At 47.5% G+C, this 18,460-nt stretch carries 14 protein-coding genes; 3 read left to right on the top strand and 11 right to left on the bottom strand.

Annotated elements, in window-relative coordinates:
- Nucleotides 1-624, top strand: a complete 624-nt coding sequence (locus IEV19_RS01745; protein WP_188368986.1) for an L-threonylcarbamoyladenylate synthase — start codon at nt 1-3, stop codon at nt 622-624.
- Between the two features lie 55 nt (nt 625-679).
- Here IEV19_RS01745 and IEV19_RS01740 read toward each other — a convergent pair whose 3' ends face one another.
- From IEV19_RS01740 to IEV19_RS01730, 3 genes are all read right to left on the bottom strand, one after another.
- The gene (locus IEV19_RS01740) at nt 680-1,540 is read right to left on the bottom strand and encodes an OmpA family protein (protein WP_188368985.1); all 861 of its coding nucleotides are present in this window, start codon (nt 1,538-1,540) and stop codon (nt 680-682) included.
- 102 nt (nt 1,541-1,642) lie between these two features.
- Nucleotides 1,643-2,647 carry a glycosyltransferase family 2 protein gene (locus IEV19_RS01735; protein ID WP_188368984.1) on the bottom strand — a complete coding sequence of 335 codons (1,005 nt, stop codon included), beginning with the start codon at nt 2,645-2,647 and terminating at the stop codon, nt 1,643-1,645.
- 102 nt (nt 2,648-2,749) lie between these two features.
- Nucleotides 2,750-3,205 carry a type I restriction enzyme HsdR N-terminal domain-containing protein gene (locus tag IEV19_RS01730; RefSeq protein ID WP_188368983.1) on the bottom strand — a complete coding sequence of 152 codons (456 nt, stop codon included), beginning with the start codon at nt 3,203-3,205 and terminating at the stop codon, nt 2,750-2,752.
- A 27-nt stretch (nt 3,206-3,232) separates the two neighbouring features.
- On the opposite strand from IEV19_RS01730, the gene holA reads away from it, so the two are divergent.
- Nucleotides 3,233-4,237, top strand: a complete 1,005-nt coding sequence (holA, locus tag IEV19_RS01725) for a DNA polymerase III subunit delta (RefSeq protein ID WP_188368982.1) — start codon at nt 3,233-3,235, stop codon at nt 4,235-4,237.
- Nucleotide 4,238: 1 nt separating this feature from the next.
- Here holA and IEV19_RS01720 read toward each other — a convergent pair whose 3' ends face one another.
- The 7 genes from IEV19_RS01720 to IEV19_RS01690 all read right to left on the bottom strand — a co-directional run bounded on the left by IEV19_RS01720 (nt 4,239) and on the right by IEV19_RS01690 (nt 16,829).
- Nucleotides 4,239-4,616 carry a DoxX family protein gene (locus IEV19_RS01720; RefSeq protein ID WP_188368981.1) on the bottom strand — a complete coding sequence of 126 codons (378 nt, stop codon included), beginning with the start codon at nt 4,614-4,616 and terminating at the stop codon, nt 4,239-4,241.
- Nucleotides 4,617-4,653: 37 nt separating this feature from the next.
- On the bottom strand, nt 4,654-6,915 hold the full coding sequence (locus tag IEV19_RS01715; RefSeq protein ID WP_188368980.1) for an aminotransferase class III-fold pyridoxal phosphate-dependent enzyme: 2,262 nt from the start codon (nt 6,913-6,915) through the stop codon (nt 4,654-4,656).
- A gap of 64 nt (nt 6,916-6,979) precedes the next feature.
- A complete protein-coding gene (locus IEV19_RS01710) occupies nt 6,980-9,391 on the bottom strand; it encodes an alpha-ketoacid dehydrogenase subunit alpha/beta (RefSeq protein ID WP_188368979.1) in 2,412 nt (803 codons plus the stop codon).
- A 156-nt stretch (nt 9,392-9,547) separates the two neighbouring features.
- On the bottom strand, nt 9,548-12,382 hold the full coding sequence (locus IEV19_RS01705) for a gluzincin family metallopeptidase (RefSeq protein ID WP_229732448.1): 2,835 nt from the start codon (nt 12,380-12,382) through the stop codon (nt 9,548-9,550).
- A 6-nt stretch (nt 12,383-12,388) separates the two neighbouring features.
- A complete protein-coding gene (locus IEV19_RS01700; RefSeq protein WP_188368978.1) occupies nt 12,389-13,075 on the bottom strand; it encodes an LOG family protein in 687 nt (228 codons plus the stop codon).
- 58 nt (nt 13,076-13,133) lie between these two features.
- A complete protein-coding gene (gene uvrA / locus IEV19_RS01695; protein ID WP_188368977.1) occupies nt 13,134-15,980 on the bottom strand; it encodes an excinuclease ABC subunit UvrA in 2,847 nt (948 codons plus the stop codon).
- A gap of 153 nt (nt 15,981-16,133) precedes the next feature.
- Nucleotides 16,134-16,829, bottom strand: a complete 696-nt coding sequence (locus tag IEV19_RS01690; protein ID WP_188368976.1) for a DUF4130 domain-containing protein — start codon at nt 16,827-16,829, stop codon at nt 16,134-16,136.
- Between the two features lie 159 nt (nt 16,830-16,988).
- Between IEV19_RS01690 and IEV19_RS01685 the strand changes: the two genes are divergently transcribed.
- A complete protein-coding gene (locus IEV19_RS01685) occupies nt 16,989-17,741 on the top strand; it encodes an XRE family transcriptional regulator (protein WP_188368975.1) in 753 nt (250 codons plus the stop codon).
- A gap of 1 nt (nt 17,742) precedes the next feature.
- On the opposite strand, the gene IEV19_RS01680 is transcribed toward IEV19_RS01685, so the two are convergent.
- A complete protein-coding gene (locus IEV19_RS01680; protein ID WP_188368974.1) occupies nt 17,743-18,447 on the bottom strand; it encodes a hypothetical protein in 705 nt (234 codons plus the stop codon).
- Nucleotides 18,448-18,460 lie beyond the last annotated feature (13 nt).

Raw genomic sequence — 18,460 nt, 5'->3', positions numbered from 1 at the left:
ATGCAGGCAGAATTCATCAGGATTTACAATGAGAATCCCAATCCCAGGGAGATCCAAAAGGTGGTAGAGGTGTTGCGCAAAGGCGGACTCGTCATCTACCCGACGGATACCGTATACGGTCTGGGATGCGATATCACAAAAACCAAAGCCCTGGAGAGGATAGCGCGTATAAAAGGAGTAAAACTCGAAAAGGCCAATTGGTCTTTCATCTGTGCAGACCTCAGCAACCTCTCGGATTACGTACGGCAGATAGATACGCCCACTTTCAAGATCCTGAAGCGGGCCCTGCCCGGACCGTATACCTTTATCCTCCCAGGAAACAACAACCTGCCCAAGGCCTTCAAGAATAAGAAAACTGTAGGGATCAGGGTTCCCGATAACGCTATTGCCAGGGCATTGGTGGAAGGACTAGGAAATCCCATTATATCGACTTCCATAAGAGACGAAGACGATGTGATCGAGTACACTTCGGATCCGGAGCTGATCCTGGAAAAATGGCACAACCTGGTCGATGTCGTCGTAGATGGGGGCTATGGGGGAAATGTGCCCTCCACGGTGATCGATCTGTCCGGATTTGAACCTGAGGTAGTGAGAGAGGGGAAGGGTTCTCTGGACATTCTTTAAATAAAAAACCGCGATACTGAGTACCGCGGTTTAGGTTTCATCTTTTCTAAGGATCTTATTTGATCGCTGGGTCTTTCATTCCTTCCTCGATCATGCTGTAGAACTGATCCAGTTTAGGCAGTACTACGATGCGTGTCCTTCGGTTCTTGGAACGATTGGCAGCTGTGTCGTTGCTCATAAGAGGCACGTAGTAGCTGCGACCGGCTGCAGTCATACGGGCAGGATCCACCTTGAAATCATTTTGAAGTATCCTGACGATAGAGGTAGCCCTTTTCACACTGAGATCCCAGTTGTCAAGAAGAACTCCGCTCTGATAAGGTACGTTGTCTGTGTGTCCTTCGACCATGAATTCAAAGTCGGGTTTGTTGTTGACAACCTTGGCCACTTTTCCAAGAACTTCTTTGGCAGCGGCAGTTACATTGTAGCTTCCGGAGCTGAAGAGCAGTTTATCGGAAATGGATACAAATACCACTCCTTTTTCGACGCTGATCTCGATATCCTCGTCATCCAGGTTGCCCAGTACCCCTTTCAGGCTTTGTACCAGTGCAAGGTTAACCGAATCCCTCCTGGTGATGGCATCCTGCAATTTGCGGATGGTAAGATCTTTTTCCTGCAGGCTTTCCAGAGATTTTTCAAGGTTCTCAGCTCCTTTGGTGGTCAGGGTGGTCAGGTTGCCCATGTTGTTGATCAGCTCCTGGTTATTGGCTTTCAGGAAAGCATTCTGATCTTCCAGGGTTTTCAGTCGGGCCGTAGCTGACGCCTTGTCCTCCAAACAACTGTTCAGTTTTACCGTGGCCGAATTCAGCAGGTCCTGGGTCTCTTTTTGTTTGGCTTCCAATTCGGCGTACTTCTTTTGGGAAACACAGGAGGAGAGTAAGATCATCATTCCCAGGCTTCCTAATAATATGTTCTTCATTTTACTAAGTGATTTAATTTTTGAATTATTGATTTTGTTAGGTTTTATTGTTATTTGGGATCAAAATTATATAAAAGCGGATTCTGTAATATAAGGTTTTAGTTAATCTTTTACTAATTCGTTAAAAGACCCTATTCTATATACGTAATGGGAGAGGACAATGGATTTTGTCTTGTAATATTTTATTACGAAATCTGTTTTTTCCCGTTTTCGATACATCTTCCTGAATTGCCGGTAATAGCTCAGGTGTGCCCTGAGGATGGCAATGCAATGCCTGCCTTTCCCCTGGAGTATGAAACGGATGGCGGCGATCCCGTCTAGTAAGAGCCTAAACAGGATGATCACCAGCGCTTTTTTGCGGGGAAGGTTCTTGGTAATGGAGAAGAGGGAATTCCTGAAGTTCAGGTAGGTCTTCTTGGGATTCATATTGCTCAGGGTAGAGCCACCAAGGTGAAGGACCTCAGATCGACCTACGTACAAGATCTTATACCCTTTGTTTTGAGCCCTCCAGCAGAGGTCTACTTCCTCCTGATGGGCGAAATAGTCCTCGTCAAAACCCCCGAGCTCGTCAAAGACTTTTTTGCGTATGAACATACAAGCACCCGTTGCCCAGAAGATCTCACAGACATCATTGTATTGTCCGGTATCCCGTTCGAGCGACTGAAAGATCCTGCCGCGGCAGAAGGGATATCCCAGCTGGTCCAGAAAACCTCCTGCAGCCCCAGCATATTCAAAGTGATCGGGTTTAAGCAGGTCGAGAATCTTGGGTTGAACGATAGCTACATCCGGATTTTCTGCAAAGATCTCCATGACAGGGTTCAGCCAGTTTGGGGTTACTTCCACATCCGAATTAAGGAGACAGTACACATCTGCATCGACCTCCTTCAGGGCATCGTTGTAACCTTTGGCAAAACCCCCATTGGTAGAATTCTGAATGATCTTGATCTCGGGATAATTTTTTCGTAGAAATGCCACAGACCCGTCGGTTGATGCATTGTCTGCCACATAGATATCTGCTTCCACGGAATTTTCGATCACGGAAGGCAAATAGGTTTTAAGCAGGGCTTCTCCGTTCCAGTTGAGTATGACGACCGCTAAGTTCAACATGTTCAGATTCCGGATTTATTTATTGCCGCGACAGGTGAAGTAGGCAAGGCCACAAAGTAAAGAAATAAATCGCATATGGCCGGGTAGGTTAAAACCACAGCTTTATGCGGTTCTCCCCGTATAAGAAGGGAAGTCCTCGATAAAAATATAAGAGGAATTCTTATAGTCGATCCTGCAAAAGTAGTGGTCCAACCCATTGGTAACGAGCAGAAAACGAGCTCTTAGATCGAGGTTGTACCTGGCAGCCTGGTCGAATGAATCCTCTGTTATCTTTACTTTGGGCGCCTTGCATTCTACCAGGATCTCAATCTCTCCATTTGGGGAGTACACGACGATGTCGAAGCGCTTTGAGAGGGTGTGAACCCTGATCTGCTTCTCTACATTGATCAGGCTCAGAGGGTAGTTCTTGGTTTCATGCAGGTATCGGACAACATGCTGTCTCACCCATTCCTCGGGTTGCAAGGCCACAAATTTTTTGCGGACCACATCAAAGATCAGGGGGTTATTTTCGCTATTTTTGAAACGAAAATGGTACCCCGGAAAATTCAGATTTTCCATCCCGCAAAATTGTCGATTTTTTTTTTGATGGAAGAAGTAAAACGACTTATTGATGACATCCGCAACAGGAAAATACTACCTGTTTATTTTCTGATGGGGGATGAAGGGTACTACATAGACCGGATCGCGGAATACATAGGAGCGAATGTTCTTACCGAGGAAGAAAAGGGGTTCAACCAAATGGTCCTCTACGGAAAGGATGTATCCATAGACGATATCGTTTCCAATGCCAAGCGTTTTCCTATGATGGCTGAACGCCAGGTGATCATTGTCAAAGAAGCACAGCACCTCTCCAGGACCATAGAACAACTGGCACCTTATGCAGAAAACCCTCAGCCCTCCACGGTTTTGGTGATCTGTTACAAATACAAGAAACTGGATAAACGAAAAAAGCTCCACAAAGTTTTAAAGGCGCCAAATGGGTTGGTTTTCGAAAGCAAAAAGCTGTATGAGAATCAGGTATCGGAATGGATCCGCAGGGTACTGAAGTCCAAAGGGTATCCCATTTCGCACAAGGCCTCTATCTTGTTAGTGGAATTCCTGGGGACGGACCTCAGTCGCATCCATAATGAACTGGAAAAGCTTTCCGTTGTGCTACCTGAAGGAACTGAAATCACCCCTGAGGTAGTCGAAAAACACATTGGCATCAGCAAGGATTACAACAATTTTGAACTGAAGAAGGCCATAGGGGAGAAGGACATCGTAAAGGCCACACGCATCGCCACCTATTTCTCCCAGAATCCGAAGGACAACCCTTTTGTGGTAACGGTTTCCCTGCTTCATACCTTTTTCACCCAATTGCTTCAGTATCACGGACTCAATGACCATTCACCCCGGAACGTGGCCAGTGCGCTGAGGATCAATCCGTATTTCGTTGATGAGTTCCAGGTTGCAGCCAGGAATTATTCAATGAAGAAATCAAGTAAGGTTGTGTCTTACCTGAGAGAACTCGATATGAAAGGAAAAGGGGTGGGAGCCTACAACATGAGCCAGGGCGACCTGTTAAAGGAACTGCTGGTCAAGATCATGTAGACTATTTTTTGTCCACACTGAATTTGCCGGGTCCCAATAACATGATCACCACGAACATGGAGAGGAAGAGCAATGCTTTTTCCTTGGTTCCAAACGGGTCTTCACCATGAACGATAAATGCGGCCACCGCCATCGTTATTGCAGTAGGAATGGCAGCCCAACGGGTCTTAAAACCGATAATGATCAGGATCGGACATATAAACTCTGCAATTATCGCCAGAAAAAGGGTAGGCGTGGCACCGAGTCCGATAGGATCACCGAACTCAAAATCTCCTGAGATAAGTTTCTGGAATTTGGGATAGCCGTGAGCCAGCATCATAGCGGAAGCAGAGATTCTCAGCAGGGCCAATCCTATGTTAACTTGTAAGCTATTTTTCATGATATTTGGGGATATGTTAAATAAATGTAAAGTTTTTTTAGAATAAAACAATGTTTTGGCCGAGAATCATGTCCATTTTAAAAATGAGCTCATCCGAATTTTCCCGGTTGAAATTTAAAGGAGGCTTGATTTTTAGTACGTTGTCAAAGGGTCCGTCCGTGCTTACCAGGACAAATTGATTTCGCAATTCATTCTTAAGGACCGAAGCGAGCTTGGTCAGGGGCTGGCCGTCCTGGTTGGTTAATTCCACTCCAAGAAACAAGCCATGACCCCGTACATCTGCAATTACCGGGTATTTATTCCTCAAATCGTTTAAGCCAGACTTAAGGTATTCACCGGTATTCTTAGCGTGTTCCTGCCTGTTCTCTTCCGCAATTACCTCCAGGACCGCCAGCCCGATGCGGCAGGAAACGGGATTCCCGCCAAAAGAACTGAAAAATTCAGGGCCATGTCCGAAGGACTCGGCGATTTCATCCGTAGTGACCACGGCACCTATAGGATGCCCGTTGCCCATCGGTTTACCCAGTATGACCATGTCCGGGACAACTCCATAGAGTTCGTAGCCCCAAAATACTTCTCCAAGCCTTCCGAAACCTACCTGTACCTCATCGCTGATGACAACGCCTCCCTGCGCTCTGATCTCCGGATATACCGCATTCAGATATCCTTTTGCCAGCGGTACCTGCCCACCACAGCCTACTATGGGCTCAGCAATGAAGGCCGCAATCTCACCTTTTGTTTGTTGTATCTTTTCAATGGCTTCCCGGGAATAGTTTTGTCCGGCCGTTCCGTCATCCTTCCAGGGACTGCCAAATACCTTGGGCAGAGACAATTCAAGAGTTTCCTCCGGCTTGCCTTCACTGCCCGGGTTCTGGTACTTGTAAGCGCTGATCTGCATCCCTGTTTGGGTGTGCCCGTGATAGCCGCTGTCCAGCACAGCCACCTTTTTCTTCCGGGTATGGTATTTGGCCATCCTGATGGCAAGGTCACTGGCCTCACTGCCTGAATTCACGAAATAGATCTTGTTGAGTTTCTGGGGGAACCTGGCAAGGAGGGCAGAGCTGTATTCCTCCAGGGCTTCGTAGAGATAACGGGTATTGGTATTGAGTTTAGCCATGGCCCTTCGGCCTGCCTCCACCACCCGGGGATGGCAGTGACCCACAAGCATGATGTTGTTATAAGCATCCAGGAAGGTGTTTCCCTTTGTATCATACATATACTGAAAAGCTGCACGGTCCATGGGAATGGGATCCGCGTAGCTGATGGAAAGGTTCTTCCCGAAGTGCTCCTTCCTGTTCTTGAGGAGTCCGGCAGTTGATACCGTATCCTGCTTACTGAATCCGCAAACTTCCCTGAAAGAATTGGCCGCCGTAATCGGATTGATCTTCAGTAGCCGGTATAACAAAGCCCAGGCCCCTTTTTCACTGATGGTGATGTAAGAAGATGCTTGTTTCCCACCAGAAGCTACAGCAGATTTACAAACACTGATACAGAGCCTGGCCGCGATAAGCCAGTACAGGCTGTCACATTCGAGTTCTGTAAGAGGCATTTCCTTGTGGTAGGCTTCCAGAACGTATCTCCCAAACTCCAGCGGGTGATCTTTGTGCATCATCACATAGGTCATCCCGATGGCTATCTCATTTATTGTCCAGGTATGGCAAATATCACCAAAATCGATGATCCCTGTTACTTTCTTGCCGTCGGTGAGGATATTCCAGTCATTGGCATCGCCGTAGATAAGTGATTTTCTAAAGTGATGGGATACAGGCGATATCTGGTCGTCGAACTGCAGGAGATAATAAGCCACCAGACTTCTGTCGGAGGGACTAGGGATCTGATGGAGCAGGGGAAGGCAGCGGTTGGTATTCCTTAAGTCCCAATCGAGGTCTTTTGCCTCAAGAACAACTTCAGAGGTGGAAGACAGTAAGGAATCCATCCTGCCAAGGATTCTTCCCAGGTCGCCCAGTAACTCGGGGTTCTGAGGGACAGTGGCCAGGAATTGTCCCTCCAGATAGGTCAGGAGCCTGTAAAGCGAACCTTCATGCTCCGCATAGGGCGCCCCGGTTTTGGTGCAGATCCGGCGGGAGAAAGCACAGTTCTCTATCTTTCCCAACAGGTCCAGAACCCTGTCCTCGGCCTGGAGTTCCTCCCTTGTTCGCTGAGTATCCGTATATTTTTTACAAACGTAAATCCCCGAATCCGATTCCACCTTAATGTTGGTGCTAATATACCCCTCCATGGGTGCAAGGTGAAATACCTCGAGGCTGTACTCTTGTTCAAGGATCTTCTTTACAGACATATACGCTCAGGGTTGAGATCCCTAAACATAGGACAATTATAAGAGAAGGAAAAGGATTTTTTACTTAGCGAAGCTCAGGAAAATCCGAAGGGCTGGCCTCGTGCATGATCTGGTAGATCTTTTCAAAAATGTCTTCGGCATTGGGCTTGGAAAAATAATCCCCATCCGAGGCATAAGCCGGCCTGTGCGCTTTTGCACTAAGGGTTTGAGGAGCACTGTCGAGATACCTGTAGGCTCCCTGTTTTTCTATGATCTCTTGCATGAGATAGGCAGAACATCCACCCGGCACATCTTCATCGACGATGAGCAGACGGCTGGTTTTTTTCACGCTTTTGAGAACATCACTGTGGAGGTCGAAGGGCAGGAGTGATTGTGCATCGATCACTTCAGCGTCTATGCCCACCTCTTTTAATTCCTCGGCCACATCCAGGACGATCCTCAGGGTGGAACCATAAGAGACCACGGTAATATCTGTACCTGGTTTTACTACTTCTACGAGTCCGATCGGCGTACACAGCTCTCCCAAATTTGCGGGCTTCGCCTCTTTGAGGCGATATCCATTGAGGCTTTCAACGATCAGCGCAGGCTCATCGCTTTTCAGCAGGGTGTTGTAGAAACCGGCTGCTTTGGTCATATTTCGGGGTACCAGTATGTACATCCCCCTCAGCAGGTGGATGATACCACCCATCTGTGATCCTGAATGCCAGATCCCTTCCAGACGGTGACCCCTGGTCCTTACGATTAGGGGTGCCTTTTGTTTGCCCACGGTTCGGTAGAGCAGGGTGGCCAGATCGTCGCTCAGGGTTTGCAGGCCGTACATGAGATAATCGAGATACTGGATCTCGGCTATAGGCCGCAGTCCTCTCAGGGCAAGACCTATGCCCTGTCCCACGATGGTAGCTTCCCGGATTCCGGTATCCGAGATGCGGATCTCCCCGTATTTTTTCTGTAATCCTTCCAGTCCCTGGTTGACATCCCCTATGGCACCACTGTCTTCCCCGAAGATCATCAACTCGGGATACTTAGAGAAAAGAGCATCGAAATTATCCCGCAAGATGATCCTGCCATCTACCTGTTCCGGGTTGTCATCGTATGTAGGCAATACCTCTTGGATGTTTGTCGCATTGTTGGGCAACTCACTGTAGAGGTGAGAGCTGAAATGAGGCTGGTTCCTTTGCATGAAACCAGAGATCCATTCTTCCAGGGCTTTTTTCTGTGGAGTAGTCTCACCGAGAACATAGCGCAGGGCCTTCCTGGAAAGAGAAGCCAGATCTTTTTTCAGAGGCTCTTCCACTGCGATGAGATCATTCTTGATCCTGGAAATAAAAGCCTTATTCGGGCTGCTTTGTGCCAGTGATTCGAGCAGGCCGACCAATTTCTTCTTGTCTTCCTTGTGAGGGTTAAGGAATTCATTCCAGGCATCTTTCCTCGCCATACGAACCTCAGTCTTGATCTTTTTCTCCAGTGATTTCAGATCCTCTTCAGAGGCGATGCGATTCGAAAGTATCCATTCCCTGAAGCGCTTATTGCAGTCGTTCTCTTTTTCCCAGGCCAGTCGATCTTCGCTCTTATAGCGTTCATGCGATCCCGAGGTGCTGTGACCTTGTGGCTGGGTGAGTTCCGTTACGTGTATGATGACAGGTACGTGTTCTTCCCGAGCAATATCAGAGGCGTTCTCGTAGGTGTGGATCAGGGCAGTATAATCCCAACCTTTTACCTTCAGGATTTCATACCCGGGTTCGACTTCCGTTCGCTGGAAACCCGATAGAATGGCCGAGATATCTTCCTTGGTGGTCTGGTATTTGGCAGGCACAGAGATTCCGTATTCATCATCCCAGATACTGACGACCATAGGAACCTGCAAGACCCCGGCCGCATTGATAGTTTCGAAAAAATGACCTTCACTCGTACTCGCATTACCTATCGTACCCCAGGCGACCTCATTTCCATTGTCCGTAAACTTTTCAGCTCGCAGGCCCTTTTCATTTCTATAGACTTTGGAGGCGAGTGCCAAACCGAGAAGCCGGGGCATTTGTCCGGCCGTAGGGGAGATGTCCGGACTGCTGTTCTTCTGTTGGGTGAGATCTTTCCAGGTGCCGTCTTCGCTGAGACTGTACGTCCCAAAATGCCCTCCCATCTGACGACCTGCGCTCATAGGCTCTTTTTCCAGATCGGTGGTGGCATACAGGCCGTGGAAGAATTCTTTTGGAGTCAACAGCTCAAGGGCCATCATAAAGGTCTGATCCCTGTAGTAGCCGCTTCGAAAATCGCCATTTTTAAAGGCTCGTGCCATGGCGAGCTGCGGCAATTCCTTCCCGTCCCCGAAGATGCCAAATTTTGCTTTTCCCGTGAGAACTTCCCGCCTTCCTAGCAGGCTGCATTCCCGACTCATTACGGCGATCTGGTAATCGTTCAGTATCTGCTTCCGAAATTCGTCGAAGGAAATGTCCTCACTGGTTTGAAGCTTCGGGTCCATGGATCAGAAATTTTGACGAAAATATCAAAAAATAGGGGTTTTTGCAAGGAGAAACTTCCTAATAAAATTAACAATATGTCAATAAAATTCACTGAGATAAGAAAATATTGTGAACTACACAATAGAAGCCGATAAAAATTAAGAATATGTTAATGTTTAAAACCACTTACGGGTAAACAGCCCTATCAGTGTTTTCGGGCTTAGGGTCACGAGAAATCTTATCTTTTCATCGTATGCGGGTTGTGCGATCTCCCATCCGTTGTTGGAGTAAATCGGGAAATACAATTCGAAATAATCAGTGACCAGGTTGAGCCGGATCCCGGAATCATATACAAATCTGGTATCGATCCCTCTGTTCTTTACCAGGCCGAGATCACCGTAGAATTCTATCCATCGCCACAGGTTTACACTGGCATTGGTCGTAACCAGCCAGTCGTTGGCAAAGGGGTTTTCTAACTGTGATTTAAATCCCCCCTCGGCTATGATGATCTGCTGACTCGTTATTCCCGATTCTTCAGATCGACCCAAATAATCGTAATCAAAGAGATAATCGGTAGGCCGGTCGAGGGCAAAACTGAAGAAATCCGAATTGGTCTCATTTCTCAGAAATTTACCCGCGAAAAACCTGAGATTGAGTTGGGTATTGTTATCAAAGAGCTTGCGATACTCAAAATTGAGAGACAATTTAGAGAAATCCGCCGAATGCTGCCCATCCACGAACCATGAGAAGAAATCGATGATATCATTGTTGTAATGATTGTACCGAACGTTGAAGACACTGTAATCCGGGTCGGTCTCAATGACAAGGGAAGGATCTATATCCCTAAAAACATTCACGTATCTAAAAACCAGGGACCGGCGTTCATTTGAAATGAGGTCGTCCGGCCTCCAGCCAAGTCCGAAAGCAGGCGTGACAGTGCTGTAGCGCGAATTGGTCTGAAAGTGAAAACTAGACATGTTGAGACTGTAATTCGCTACATAGAGACCACTTTTTCTAAGGTATTTACGGTAGTTGAACCCGGCAACCCCGACAAGGGATCGTTCTTTGAGTGCGAATGAAGGGGCCAAACTGAAAATAAAAGGCCTTTCCAGCAACGTCTTATTGGAAAACCTGATTCCCGGTGAGATCCCGTCATATACGTTAAAGCCCGCCACCGGCATGTAGAACAACTGGTTGTAATACGGATTTTCTGCGTCTTTCAGGAATTGAAGTTTTAGCTTCTTGTTACTGGAGAAAAAGCCGCTCAGGGATTTCCAGTTGTCCCTCTGGTTGAATTCCGGGATGTTCTGATCGTAGTTAAGGACGAGTCGATCTTCCTCCCGGTCGGGAATAAGGACTGTGTCGATCCCTGTAATATTTGAAAACCAGTAATTGGAGATCACGCTGTCATTCTTCAGACCAAAAAGGGAGATAGGCACATTGGTTCCGCTTTTATTTTTCAGTACTACGGCCAGGGTATCTTCCAGCTTGTCTACCCGCTTGATCTTGAAATCGATCCGTTTATCTGTTTCCACATAGGTGTCGAAAAACCAGGATACGTCACGGGAAACATTGGATTCCACGACCCTCCTGAAATCAGAAGGGGTCACCGGTTTAAGTTTGTAGGTGTTGTAGAATTGCTCTATGCTTTTATCTACTTCCTCCCTTTCCGTATAGGCCGCCAGATAGGCCAGGCCCAGTCCTGCCTTGTAGGTGTTGGCGATCTTCTGGTTGAATTTGATCAGGGAATCGTTGGAGGTGGTCAGCCGCTGATCCAGGTTCTTCCTGGCTGTAAGCATGTATAAAAACGGATACTGATCATTGAAGGACATTTGGGCCAGGGTGAAGGTACTCACGGGCCAAATGGAAGACAATTTTCCCAGGAGCTTCTGATCAGGGTAGTAGGTTTGTACAAATCGGATCATGAGGTAATTGACGATGGCATCTGTTACCCATTGCTCCTTCCGGGGGTTCAGGAAGAGGGTTTCGCGTAGCTGACTCAAAAGGGCGGTCTTCAGGAATTTCATCTCGAACTGGAATTGCTCTTCGTAAGGCCTGATAAATGATGGCAATTGATTGAGCCCGTAGAGGGGATTCTTGTTAAAGTCCGTTTCGCTCACCAGGAGTTGTTCGTAGGGATAGTCTCCGAGGTTTTCATGTATGAACTGGGTGATACGGTTTATGGAGATCCCCTGGGATATTTCATCATATTTAGGGGACCGGATATCGGTGACAACTATGAGATAGGGGGTCACGTGCTTGATGAACTTACGGGAAGAATTCAGGATCACATCCCCGCTTTTCCTTCCAACTCCTTTAAGAGTAGCGACCTGTTTGGCAGGATAGGAGGTAATGTTGACCTCGTTGTAATTGGTACCCAGGAACAGGTTCTCGGGGTAGGTGAGGGTGATGGTTGTATTGGTGATACCGGTATACAGATCCTCCAGATTCTTGTTGGAATACAACTGCCAGTCATCCTCGTAAACGGCCGGGGTCAGGTACCAGTCCTTTAAATAGTATCCCCCTCTGGGATCATAGCCATAAGGGGTGTATTTATTTGGGGGAAGTGTGACCGTATAGGTAAGATACATTTTGACAGAGGCACCCGGAGGAAGCGGGCGATTGAGTTGAATTTCTATAAGGTCCCTTTTAGGCGTTCGCTTCCAGTTCAGGTTGCGGAATTCAAAATCTGACATTCCAAAGATGCGCGTTGAACCCCTCTCATCTGCCTTGGCCAGATGCAGACTTTTCTTAAAATCCTCTGCAAATCTCCTGGCCAGATCTGTCTTCTTACTGGAATATGAATGGGCCCAGTCGTTGAAATAGAGTACGGCCAGGGTGTCCTGAGAATCGTTCTGGTAGGTAAACTCCTGCTGTATCTCGATCTCCCTTGTATCCGGATCCAGTTCAGCTTTGAGAATATTGATGTGTTGGGCGAAGGCACAGCCAGGTCCTAGCAGGAGGACCAGACAAAGACAAACAAAGCATAAAATACTGCCTTTTGGCCTCATAGGGGATTAGAAATTTGGACTGAGGGTGTGTCCCTTGTAGAATGCATCGATGATGTCCACAACTTCCTCTGCCGAATCGGCCATCTTGACCAGGTCGAGGTCTTCCGGACTGATATTTTTTGCTTCCAGCATGGTATTCCTGATCCAATCCATAAGTCCTGACCAGAATTCAGAACCCACCAGAATGATAGGGAATCTTCCGATCTTATTGGTCTGTATCAGGGTAATCGCTTCAAAGAGTTCATCCAGAGTGCCAAACCCGCCAGGCATTACCACGAATCCCTGGGAATACTTGACAAACATCACCTTCCGAACGAAGAAGTAGTCAAAATCCAGGCTTTTGTCATTATCGATATAAGGATTGTCATGCTGTTCAAAAGGGAGTTCAATATTCAGGCCCACGGACGTTCCTCCGGCCAGATGGGCTCCTTTATTTCCGGCCTCCATGATCCCGGGTCCGCCACCGGTGATGATCCCATAACCCGCCTCGGCCACTTTCTTGGCGATTTGCACGGCCATTTCATAAAACACATCACCCGGTTTGGTCCGGGCTGATCCAAATATGGTCACGCATGGCCCGATAGCACTCATTTTCTCAAAACCATTGACAAATTCTCCCATGATCTTGAAGATCGCCCATGAGTCATTGGTCTTGATCTCGTTCCAGCCTTTGTGATGTTTCTCCTTTCTCATACCTCTATGCCTTAAAACGCGGTTTCCGGCTATACATTATAAATGTCGTAAAACTATTTCAATGGCTCAGTGCCGGATCTAATTCCCTTCTTAAAAATTGTGCGGTATAACTCTTTTCATCGGCTGACACTTCTTCCGGCGTTCCTTCGGCCACGATCATACCACCCCCTCTGCCGCCTTCGTAACCGATATCGATAATATGGTCTGCCATTTTGATCACATCCATATTGTGTTCGATGATGAGGATGGTATTACCCTTGTCGACCAGCCGGTTCAATACGTCCATCAGGACCCGGATATCCTCAAAATGCAGACCTGTGGTGGGTTCATCCAGGATGTAAAAAGTGTTTCCCGTGTCCCTTTTTGACAATTCCGTGGCCAGTTTCACCCGTTGGGCTTCACCTCCGGACAGAGTCGTGGATTGCTGCCCAAGGGAAATATATCCCAATCCCACATCCTGAATCGTCTTGAGTTTTCTGTAGATCTTTGGGATGTTCTCAAAGAACTCCACAGCTTCGTCAATGGTCATGTCCAGCACGTCTGCTATGGATTTTCCCTTGTATCGAATTTCAAGGGTTTCCCTGTTAAATCGTTTCCCGTAACAGGTCTCACATTCCACATACACGTCGGGCAAAAAATTCATCTCGATCACCCGGAGGCCTCCTCCCTGACAGGTTTCGCATCGACCTCCCTTGACATTAAAACTAAACCGCCCCGGTTTATACCCGCGAATGGCCGCTTCCGGAGTTTTTGTAAACAGTGACCTGATCTCACTGAACACTCCTGTGTAGGTGGCCGGATTAGATCTCGGGGTCCTGCCGATGGGCGACTGGTTGATGTCGATGACCTTGTCGATATGTTCCAGCCCTTTTATCCTTTTATACGGCATAGGTTTCTTCACCCCATTGAAATAGTGGGCATTCATGATGGGGTACAGGGTCTCATTCACAAGGGTCGATTTTCCGCTCCCTGAAACGCCGGTGACACCTATCATTTTTCCAAGCGGGAAGGAAACAGAGATATTTTTCAGGTTGTTTCCCGTACAGCCTTCCAGGACGATATGTTTTCCATTGCCTTCCCTTCTGCGCTTGGGGACGGGGATCTCTTTCTTCCCCGTCAGATAGTCGGCTGTAAGGGTGTCGTGCTGTTTCAATTCGGCAGGGGTGCCTTCTGAAATGATCTCCCCTCCGTGTTTTCCGGCCCGGGGACCTATATCGATCACATGATCTGCACTTTTGATCATGTCTTTATCGTGTTCCACAACGATGATGGAATTCCCTATATCCCTGAGAGCCAGCAAGGACCTTATCAGTCGGCCATTGTCTCTCTGGTGGAGTCCGATACTGGGTTCGTCGAGGATGTAGAGGACACCAACCAGTTGTGAACCGATTTGAGTGGCTAATCGAATTCTCTGAGCTTCTCCCCCAGACAGGGATTTTGAAGGCCTGTTCAGGGAGAGGTAATCCAGTCCAACATCGAGGAGAAACTGTACCCTGCTTCTGATCTCTTTGATGATCTCCTCGGCAATGATCTTCTGATTCCCACTTAGATTCTTTTCCAGATTCTCGAAGAATACAGCCAACTCGGCTATGTCCAGAGCCGCGAGTTCGGCTATGTTCTTTTCTCCTATCCTGAAATTAAGGGAGGCTTTCTGCAGGCGAGTACCCTGGCATTGCGGGCATCTGATCTTGTCCATGTATTCCTTGGCCCATCGCTTTATGGAAGTAGAATCCGAACTGTTGAACTGATTCCTGATAAAATGAGCGATCCCTTCGTAGTCAATCGTGTAATCTCGCCTGACACCCAGGGATTTGGAATCCACCACAAAGCGTTCCTGCCCTCCGTACAAAATGACCTCCATGGCTTCGGCCGGTATTTTGGAGATGGGATCCTTAAGGTCGAACTCATAGCGTTTTGCTATGGTCTCCAGCTGTTTAAAGGCCCACGATTTCTTGTATTCCCCCAGGGGAGCGATACCTCCTGCCGCGATGGACAGCATTCGGTCAGGGAAGATCTTGTGTTCATTGATCTGGTAGGTGTGACCCAAGCCGTTGCATTCCTCGCACATCCCTTTTGGCGAATTGAAGGAAAACGTATTGGGTTCGGGGGTAGGGTAGGAGATCCCGGTGGAGGGGCACATAAGATCCCGACTGAAATACCTGGGCTCACTTTCCCCTTCGGCCAGGACCATCAGGGTGTCGTTGCCGCTGTACATGGCTGTGTTAATCGATTCCGATAGCCTTTTTTCCACCTCCGGATCATCGGTGACGGCCAGGCGGTCTATCACGATCTCAATATCATGTGTTTTGTACCGGTCGACTTTCATTCCCTTGCGGAGATCCAGTAATTCTCCGTCAACCCTGACCTTTACAAACCCCTGTTTGGCGATCTGTTCAAACAGTTCCCGGTAATGCCCCTTCCTGGATTTGACAACGGGTGCCAGGATATTGATCCGTTTTCCGGAAAAGGAGGTAAGGATGAGTTCCCGGATCTGCTCATCGGAATAGCTGACCATCTTTTCACCTGTCTTGTAGCTATAGGCGTCGGCCGCCCTTGCGTAGAGCAGTCTTAAAAAGTCATAGACCTCGGTGATAGTACCTACAGTCGAGCGAGGGGATTTAGAAGTGGTCTTCTGTTCGATAGCGATCACCGGTGACAAACCATCGATCTTATCCACATCGGGCCTTTCCAGTCCTCCCAAAAACTGCCTGGCATAAGCCGAGAAGGTCTCGATATAACGCCTCTGCCCTTCCGCGTAAATAGTATCGAAGGCGAGGGAAGACTTGCCACTGCCCGAAAGACCGGTAATGACTACCAGTTTTTCCCTGGGAATACTTACATCAATGTCCTTGAGATTGTGAACACGGGCACCTTTTACTTCTATGTGTTCTTCGAATTTTGTCATGAAAAGAGGCAAAGTGGCAAAGGTACTCTTTTGATTCCTAAAAATGAAGCGAGCACAGACCCCTCCATGTTAATTCCATTTTAATTTAAGAGGGTCTGACATGACTAAATCTTTAATCATTTCATTGATCAAATCAATCATGCTTTCATGAAATCAAGCAACAGCCGCAGAGGCTTTAGACTCTTCGTTATGAAGCAGGAAAGGAAATTTTGAAGTTCCTGACGGTACTGAATTAATATTCTCTTCTTTCAGGAATTCAGGCCGGAAGGGTACGAAGGCAATGCTACCATTACAGTGGTGAAGCCCGTATTTCCTTCTCATATCAAAAATGTACCATTCACTATTTCGAAACCGGGTCCTCATGCGTTTAGAGATCAGAGGAAGAATGTTGTGCCTGGGTTTAATATAACGAATGGTGGGTGTTTCAGGATCCTGATGACCTGTCAACTTACGCTCAGTTTGGATTTTTTCCTTTTCGACATCCGCAGCCAGGTTAAAAATTTCATGAAAACGGTTATCGTACATGATATTCCTTTTAGCGTCTCTGTTTTTTCTCCAGGAATAATAAAAATCCAAGAGGGGTTTTTCCAGATTCCTTTCCTTACTCATAAAGGCAAAATACAGGGTCTTCAGGGCGCTGTAATTGTCAATCCTCAATTGCTCCCATAAGATCCTCGCGTGTTTCAGGCGTGTTTCTATAAAGCTGGGATCGGGAAACAGGGCATCTTCCGCTTTTTCTTTCTTCTTCAGTATTTCTACAGCCAAACCGCGTTGCTCGATGTCATAAAGTACAGTAAGAAAACCGTTAAAACTACCGTCGTAAAAGTGAACTGCTGCTTCGGAATCCATATCCTTCATATTTGTTTTCAGGTCGCCCTGAGTTGTACATATTCCAAATATATGGATATATTCCATAATATGGAAATATTCCTAATTTATTTTGGATATTATCCAAATTTCCTATCTTTGAGCAGAGGAGTTATTGATTAATGTCCAAATTCAGGCACCATGGAAAATGAATTGACTATCAAAAGGTTTACTGATCTCAGGAGGGAACTGGGCTATACACAGGCAGAATTCGCTACCCTGATCGGGGTATCCAGTACCACTGCAGATATTGAAAGGGGAAGGACAAAACTCTCCGGGAAGGTCGTAGCCGCCCTGCTGAAACAGTTTAAAGTGAATCCCCTTTGGTTGTACGGGGAAAGCGAGCAACAATATATTGAAGCCTCCGGTACCAGTGTAATCCCCAAGGTGGTCACCGTAGATTCCTCTGACAGGGAGAACATGGTCCTTGTCAATGCAAAAGCCGCAGCCGGATATCCTCAGAACATACATGATACCAGCTGGTACCGACAGCTACCTGCCTTTGATCTTCCCATCCCGGAGTTCCGTAATGCCACCTACAGGGGTTTTCAGGTAGAAGGAGACAGTATGCTCCCCAACCTGAAACCGGGTGAATGGGTGCTTGCACGGGCTGTGGAAGACCTCAGTGATATCAATTCCAATAAGATATACGTAGTGGTCCTGCAGGATTCAGTGATGGTGAAAAAGATCGAAAGGCCTCCGAATTCCAATAAGATCCTGTTGATCTCCCTGAACGAATCCTATCCACCTTATGAAATAGAACCCTACCAGATACAGGAGGTTTGGCAGGTGAGCAGCAAGATCACCTTCGGGGTGGATGCGACCACCGAGAACGGCCTCCTGCGCCAGCTCCAGCAATCCATGGAAGAATTGAAAAAACAACTGAAGGCATAGGCTATCTGGCAGCAGAGACTTCTCCCAAATCCAAAGTCAACGGACCTACCTTGTGAAATTGGGGTAACCAGGCGCCACTTTCTGTCTTTTGCCAACCTTCCCAGGTGGCTGACATTCCTTTCAGGGGAAGGATCTGAACCCACATCCTGAATTTTACCGGAAACAACTCATCGTTCAATTCCCATAAGTAGGAATCTCCCGGCGTATCTCCTCCCTGGGTATAGGTAACCAGCAACCCGGTCTGGCCATCCGGCATGTCGACCAGCCTTCGCTTCGTGCCCTTATCGAAGACTTTGTAGGGGGCCACTAACCAAAAGGAATCGTTGTTGAAGTTAGCGATGGCTTCCTCCGTAACTTTCTTCAGCTGTTCTCCCTGCAAGGGACGTCCTTCTTTTTTTACTGTGCTTTTTTCAGGGGAAACCAGATCGATCTTCCCGGAATACTCCCCCCATGACATCTCCACCTTCCCCATGGTCTTATCCCAGCGGTATTGGTTTCTCCCGCCCCTGTAGGTCCAGGTGAGGTACCGGGATTCGTTGTAAGCCTCTGCATTCAGAGCCTCCAGCATATCCCGTGCCAGAGCATCTGCCTTTTCGGGGGAAGTTCCGACAGGGACAGGGTCATTGAAATAGAGGAAGTAAATCCCACTAAGCAGCAGGATCAGAATAATCAGTATACCAAATAGTCGCTTAATCCATTTTTTCACTGGCCTGTGATTC

The sequence above is a fragment of the Muriicola marianensis genome, assembly GCF_014638095.1.
GTDB classification, from domain to species: domain Bacteria; phylum Bacteroidota; class Bacteroidia; order Flavobacteriales; family Flavobacteriaceae; genus Muriicola; species Muriicola marianensis.
Note: the sequence above shows the minus strand (reverse complement) of the source record. Positions and strands in the feature narration are given on the sequence as shown.